We start from the raw sequence: 5,354 nt of genomic DNA, 5'->3' as shown, positions 1-5,354 counted from the left end.
CCGCATCCAACACCAACAAATCATCACCAGCACCAACCACCCAAAGCCGCTCTGAAATCAACCTCAGACCGGCTTTCGCGCGTCTCCAGCCCGCGCAGCAGGCATGAGTTGCCCCGACATCTCCACGGGCATAGGTAGCGCGCACGACATGTCATCCTGCTCAGCTCGATGACAGAACGTGACGCGCAGGAGCACCCATGCGAAACGAACCTATTGCCCTGTCCACTCTTTCCGCCAGCGTTGATAGCAAGAGCCCCGCTTTCACTGCCGTCGCGGACCGCATCTGGGAACATGCTGAACTGCGCTTCGAGGAGCATCGCTCCATTGAAGAGCAGATTGCGCTGCTGGAGGCCGAAGGCTTCCGGGTGACCCGCAACCTTGGCGGCATTCCCACGGCCTTTGTCGCGGAATCCGGCTCCGGCGGTCCCGTCCTCGGCTTCCTGGGCGAATTCGACGCCCTGGCGGGTCTGAGCCAGGAAGCCGGTGTGACGGAGCCGCGGCCGGTGAAGCCCGGTGCCACCGGCCATGGCTGCGGCCATAACCTGCTGGGTGCCGGCGCAATGCTGGCCGCCGTAGCGGCGCGTGACGCGCTGGCGGAGCAGGGCCTGCCCGGCACCGTGCGCTACTACGGCTGCCCTGGCGAGGAGGGCGGCTCCGGCAAGACCTTCATGGCGCGCGCCGGCGTCTTCAACGACATCGATGCCGCCGTGTCCTGGCATCCCGGCGTGGTCAGCGCGGTCAATTCCTCCCGCTCCATGGCCAATTTCCAGGTCTGTTTCCGCTTCAAGGGCCGCGCCTCGCACGCCGCCGGCTCGCCCTGGCTGGGGCGCTCGGCGCTGGATGCGGTTGAGATCATGAATGTCGGCGTCAACTACCTGCGCGAGCACATGCCACTGGACTGCCGTGTCCACTACGCCATCACCAACAGCGGCGGCAATTCTCCCAATGTGGTGCAGGCCGATGCCGAGGTGCTCTACCTGATCCGTGGCCCGCGGGTGAAGGAGGCCAAGGCTTTGTTCGAGCGCGTAAAGGCCTGCGCCGAGGGTGCCGCCATCATGACCGGCACGCGCATGGAGATGGAAATCGACAAGGCCTGTTCCGACACCATCCCGAACACGGCGCTGGAGATGCGCATGTTCGAGAACCTCTCCAACCTTGGTGCCCCCGCCTTCGACGAGGCCGACCGCGCCTTCGCCGCTGAGATCCGTCGTTCGCTGAGCGAAGAGGATATCGCTGACAGCATCAATGCCGTCGGCGCGCCGGAGGAGGTGGGCGCGCAGCCGCTGCATGAGGGCGTGCTGCATTTCGATGGCAATTCCCGTCCCGGCACCGGCTCCACCGATGTGGGCGATGTCAGCCAGATCGTGCCCACCGTGCAGTGCTGGGGCCCCACCTGGGCGGTTGGCACGCCCTTCCACACCTGGCAGGCCGTGGCGCAAGGCAAGAGCCCCAGCGCGCATAAGGGCATGATCCTGGCGGCCAAGGGCATGGCCGCCACGGCGCTGGATATCTTCCAGGATGCCGAGCTGCTGGCCCGTGCCAAGGCGGAGCTGAAGCAGCGCACGGGCGGCAAGCCCTATGCCTGCCCCATCCCTGACGACGTGCTGCCGCCGCCGCTGCGCAAGCGCCGCTGATCACGACGGATACCACTCTCATGATGCATACGAAGATCCGGCGCGCCCTGCGTGCCGGTACCGCCGCCTTCGCGCTGCTGGCGCTGGCCCCCCTGGCGCAGGCGCAGGAGCTGAAGGTGGCGATCGGGTCGCAGATCACCTCGATCGACCCGCACTACCACAACCTCACGCCCAATTCGACCGTGGCCGGCATGGTCTTCAATTCGCTGGTCGGCACCGATGCGCGCGTGCGGCTGCGGCCCAACCTGGCGGAATCCTGGCGCCCGGTCGATGACACGACCTGGGAATTCAAGCTGCGCCCGGGCGTGAAGTTCCACAACGGCCAGGACTTCACGGCCGAGGACGTGGCCTTCACGCTGGAGCGCGTCCCGAATGTGCCGAACTCGCCCTCTTCCTACGCGCAGTTCGTGCGGGCCATCAAAAGCGTCGGGATTGTCGACCCGCTGACCATCCGCTTCCGCACCGAAGGGCCTTACCCGCAGCTGCCTAACGACCTCACCGGCGTCATGATGCTGGACAGGCAGACGCATGAGGGCGCAACCACCGAGGACTTCAACACCGGCCGCGCCGCGGTCGGCACCGGCCCCTTCCGCCTCGTATCCTACCGCAACGGTGAGGGCGTGGTGCTGGAGCGCAACGACAGCTACTGGGGCGACAAGCCGCACTGGCAGAAGGTGAGTTACCGCATCATCACCGGCGACGCGGGCCGCACTTCGGCGCTGCTGGCCGGCGATGTGGACCTGATCGACCAGGTGCCGACCAGCGACCTCGTGCGGCTGCGCAAGGACAGCCGCGTCCGGGTGGAGGAGACGGTCGGTCTGCGCCTGATCTACCTGGCGCTGGACCAGGCGAAGGAGGATGGCTCCCCCTTCGTCACCGGCCCCAATGGCGAGAAGCTGGACCACAACCCGCTGCGCGACCTGCGCGTGCGCCGCGCGCTTTCCCTGGCGGTGGACCGGGCGGCCATTGCCGCGCGCGTGATGGAGGAGGCCACCGTGCCGACCGGGCAGGTCATGGCCGAGGGCACCTTCGGCTATGCCCCCGATATCGCCGCCCCCAAGGCCGATTTAGCTGCCGCCAGGAAGCTGCTGGCCGAGGCCGGCTTTCCCAACGGCTTCCGCATCACGCTGCATGGGCCGAATGACCGCTACATGAATGATGCGCGCATCATCCAGGCGGTGGGGCAGATGTGGACCCGCATCGGCGTGCACACGGCGGTGGAGGCGCAGCCTTTCACCACCTTCATCGCCCGCGCCGGCCGGGGCGAGACCAGCGCCCATCTGATGGGCTTGGCCGCCACCACGGGTGAGGCCGCGACCATGCTGCGCTCCCTGGTGGCCACGCAGAACCGCGAGGCCGGCATGGGCGCGTCCAACCGCGGCCGCTATTCCAACCCCGCCCTGGACGCCAAGCTGGCGGAAGCCATGCGGACCCTGGACGATGGCAGGCGCGAAGCCCTGCTGCAGGACGCGACGCGCATCATGGCCGAGGATCAGGCGCTGATCCCGGTGCATATCCAGAAGAATGCCTGGGCCATGCGCCGCAACCTGACCATCGACGCGCGGGCCGACGAATACACCCGCGCCCAGGATGTCCGCCCGGCGGAATAAGCCTGCCCGGCCGGCCGGATGCGCCTTGCGCCCCGGTCGGCCTTTTTCCCGATGCGACACGCGGCGGCGCCTGCGCTGGAGGCCCAGCGGAATTCCCGTTGCTGGCCCGTCCTGGCACTCCGCGCCCGTGCCTGCCTGACCTGAGCATCACTGAGGGAGCGGCACAGCCCGCCAGATCGTCCGCGATGGTCACGGCGGCGTGCCAAACGGGTGCATCCTCTTCACCGGCATGACGGCGGAAGCCAAGCATCTTTCCCTCGCTTCCCGGCAGAGGGCGGAGTGCCGAAGGCAGGGGCAGGGCACCCAGCGCCGCCCTCCAGTTACAGCACCGCAGTCTTGTCTGGCATAACGGCTTGGCGCTGTCTGTTTTGTCAGACAGCGATGTTGCGCGTCCCAAAGCCACAAGGCTAGCCTGCCAATGGAAGCAGGGGAGGGATGGGTGCCAGGATCAGCGTGGATCAACCACCCATCACGGCCGCGGTGGACCCTGCTCGGGGGCATGAGCCTGTTCCGGGCGGTGCCCGCTGCTCCCTTTGGTATTGGTCATGTGCCACCTCCTCATGGAAGGTGAGGCACCGCCAGCATCGCGGCTTCGTCCCAGGACTTGTGAACCGGCCTGCAGGACCGGAAGCATCAACAAAGGAAACGTCCCATGAAGAACAGCCTTTCCCGACGGCAGCTTCTGGGTGGCGGCCTCGCGGCCGCTACGCTGGTGCCCATGACGGCGCCGCATGCCGAGGCAGCTTGGCCGAGCCGGCCCATCCGCTTCATCGTCCCCTATCCGCCAGGCGGATCGACCGATGTGGTGGGGCGGCTGATCGGCCAGGCGCTGTCGGAGGAACTCGGCCAGCCCATCGTCATCGAGAACCGCGGCGGCGCGACCGCGACCATCGGCAGCCAGGTCGTCGCGCAGGCCAAGCCGGATGGCTACACGCTGCTGCTGTCCAACATCGCCAGCCATGCCATCGCGGCCACACTATTCCGCAGCCTGCCCTATGATCCGGTGAAGGACTTCACCCATATCGCGTTGCTGGTGAACACGCCGACCATCCTGGTGGTCAATCCGTCCTTCCCCGCGCGCAATCTGGCCGACATCGTGCGGCTGTCGAAGGAGAAGCCCGGGGGGCTGGATATGGCCTCCTCCGGCTCTGGCTCCTCTAACCATCTGCTGCTGGTGCGCTTCGCGGAGCTCACCGGGGCGCAGCTGAACCACGTCCCCTATCGCGGCGGCGGCCCGGCCATGACGGATGTGATCGCCGGCACGGTGCCGATGATGTCCGATACCCTGCCTTCCGCCCTGCCGCACCTGCTGGCCGGCTCTGTGCGTCCGATTGCTGTCAGTGGGCCGGAGCGATCGGCGCTGATGCCGGAAGTGCCGACCTTCCGCGAGCAGGGCATCGATCTGATCAACCTGCCCTGGTACGGCCTGTCCGGCCCCGCCGGCCTGGAACCCGCCATCGTGAACCGCCTGTCGGAGGCAACCCGGAAGATCCTGGCATCCACCGAGCTGCGTGCGCGGCTGGGTGAGATCGGCAGCATCCCTGGCGACCTTGGGCCGGAGCAATACACGACCCTGGTGCGTGAGGAGGTTGGCCGTTGGGCTCCGGTGGTGCGTGCCTCCGGCGCCAGCGCCGAATAGGGACCTGCGCCGCTTCCTGAAGAAGCCCTGTCAGGTCGGCCATCTTGAACGGCGGCAACCAGAACCTATCTTGACCACTGCTGGTAGCGTATAGTGACTGTGGCAAAGAAGCTTGAGCGGAGCTGCAAGAAAGCAGAATCTCGCGTGAAGGGGCCTCTTGAAACGGAGCCTGTCGGTGACCAGATTACGGGTATGGTCATCGAGTGATTTGTCCGCCGTGCCGATCCAGTCATCTGGATCAAGTGCGGCGGTCATTCAGGTCTTTGGTGACCGTGTTCGCTTTTTTCTGCCTTATGGCACTTGCTCTTTCCTCCCCCGGGGGGTAGAGGGCTGCCACGCCGACGCGACGCTGAATTGAAACACAGTGAAGCGGCTTGGTTGTTCTTTGAAAATTGCATCAGTCTTCTGGAAGTAAGCAGATTGGCTTAGCTGTTGCTTGATTGATCCTGACGGTGAGTTGGGATGGGTTGG

The 5,354-nt window shown here is 66.2% G+C and carries 3 protein-coding genes; all 3 read left to right on the top strand.

Features of this window, described 5'->3' with window-relative positions; all coding sequences use genetic code 11:
• Positions 1-197 precede the first annotated feature (197 nt).
• The 3 genes from EBE87_RS27500 to EBE87_RS27490 all read left to right on the top strand — a co-directional run bounded on the left by EBE87_RS27500 (position 198) and on the right by EBE87_RS27490 (position 4,883).
• The gene (locus EBE87_RS27500; protein WP_120640911.1) at positions 198-1,634 is read left to right on the top strand and encodes a M20 family metallopeptidase; all 1,437 of its coding nucleotides are present in this window, start codon (positions 198-200) and stop codon (positions 1,632-1,634) included.
• Between the two features lie 23 nt (positions 1,635-1,657).
• Positions 1,658-3,244 carry an ABC transporter substrate-binding protein gene (locus EBE87_RS27495; protein ID WP_408887772.1) on the top strand — a complete coding sequence of 529 codons (1,587 nt, stop codon included), beginning with the start codon at positions 1,658-1,660 and terminating at the stop codon, positions 3,242-3,244.
• Between the two features lie 652 nt (positions 3,245-3,896).
• Positions 3,897-4,883, top strand: coding sequence for a Bug family tripartite tricarboxylate transporter substrate binding protein (locus EBE87_RS27490; RefSeq protein WP_120640909.1), 987 nt, complete (start codon positions 3,897-3,899; stop codon positions 4,881-4,883).
• Positions 4,884-5,354 lie beyond the last annotated feature (471 nt).

The organism is Teichococcus wenyumeiae (genome assembly GCF_003696345.1).
Lineage (GTDB): Bacteria > Pseudomonadota > Alphaproteobacteria > Acetobacterales > Acetobacteraceae > Pseudoroseomonas > Pseudoroseomonas wenyumeiae.
The sequence above is the reverse complement of the archived record's forward strand: the minus strand, read 5'-3'. Positions and strand labels throughout refer to the sequence as shown.

Bases quoted from the DNA above. Each gene is read 5' to 3' on its own strand.
- EBE87_RS27500 (WP_120640911.1), top strand. From the start codon at position 198: ATGCGAAACGAACCTATTGCCCTGTCCACTCTTTCCGCCAGCGTTGAT.
- EBE87_RS27495 (WP_408887772.1), top strand. From the start codon at position 1,658: ATGCATACGAAGATCCGGCGCGCCCTGCGTGCCGGTACCGCCGCCTTC.
- EBE87_RS27490 (WP_120640909.1), top strand. From the start codon at position 3,897: ATGAAGAACAGCCTTTCCCGACGGCAGCTTCTGGGTGGCGGCCTCGCG.